This window comes from Rhodoferax sp. ZS1R8 (assembly GCF_056521325.1).
The window spans coordinates 1-1,034 of the sequence record NZ_JBWMBA010000205.1; the positions used below are offsets into that span (position 1 = coordinate 1).

Here is a 1,034-nt window from a genome sequence, read left to right on the forward strand (position 1 = left end):
GCTCACGCAAAATGCTTTGCCATTGAAGTTTCGAGCCAGCGTTCTGGCAGAGGCATTGCCGGTATGAGCAAAGACAAACTTCGAACAAGATACTATCTCGGTCACATTCTGCAGGCCATCGAGCGAATTGAGCGGTACACCGTTACCATCGATCAAGATGCCTTCATGCTGGACCAATTGATTCAGGATGGCGTCATCCGCAATATCGAAATCCTTGGTGAGGCGGCCAACAACGTCAAGAAGACCGATCCCGATTTCGCCGACAAGCATCCCGAAATCCCGTGGGTGGCGATCTATGCGATGCGCAACCGTATTTCGCATGCCTATTTTCAGGTTGACTTGGGTGTCGTCTGGAACACCATACAAAACGATCTGCCAACAATGAAACACAAGGTTCACGCGTTGGCACTGGCTTGGCAGGCTGATTTGTGAACGCCCTGACGGCGAGGGTCCAACGGCGAGGGCAGCCCATACCCACACTAGCCACAGGCTTGACTAGTGACCAGACAACCACCACCGCCACCGGCGCGATGGCGCCATGGAGCGAGGGTGCCCAGGTCTGGCTGAGCGCGCCAAGCTTTGACGTTGCTATGAATTTAGGAGCGGGTGGAGCAGGTTCTGCGGGGGCTAGCGGCACATTTAGCCCGACAAGCTTGCGCTTTAAGCTCTACACCACATCCCAGGCCCTGGGCAACCAGCCAGGGGCACCCGTGGTGTACCACCCCGTGTTTGCAGCCAACCAGGGCTGGATGCTGAAGGTGCACAGCGACGGCAATGTGGACAACACACCGGAAACACTGGTGCGCCAAGGCCACCATCTGTACAGCCAATTGACCGGCCTGCCATGGGTGCCCACCGGCTACACGCTCACCGGGCCGAGCGCAGCGGACGGCAGCCCAGGCACCCGCTACACGCTGGACGCTGCGGGCAAGGTTACCGCCGTCAACTTTAGCGACGGCGCCCAGTGGCTGGTGTCGGATGCAGGCATCGCCGGGATTGCTGCCAACGCTGGCAATCTCAATAACAACGGCAAT

At 58.3% G+C, this 1,034-nt stretch carries 2 protein-coding genes; both read left to right on the plus strand.

All coding sequences use genetic code 11. The annotated features are described in order from the left end of the window. Positions 1-432 (plus strand): HepT-like ribonuclease domain-containing protein (locus AC097P_RS25005; protein WP_479613107.1); only part of this gene is annotated, 432 nt, incomplete at its 5' end. Between the two features lie 59 nt (positions 433-491). After that, on the plus strand, positions 492-1,034 hold a 543-nt coding region (locus AC097P_RS25010; protein WP_479613108.1), incomplete at its 3' end, for a hypothetical protein.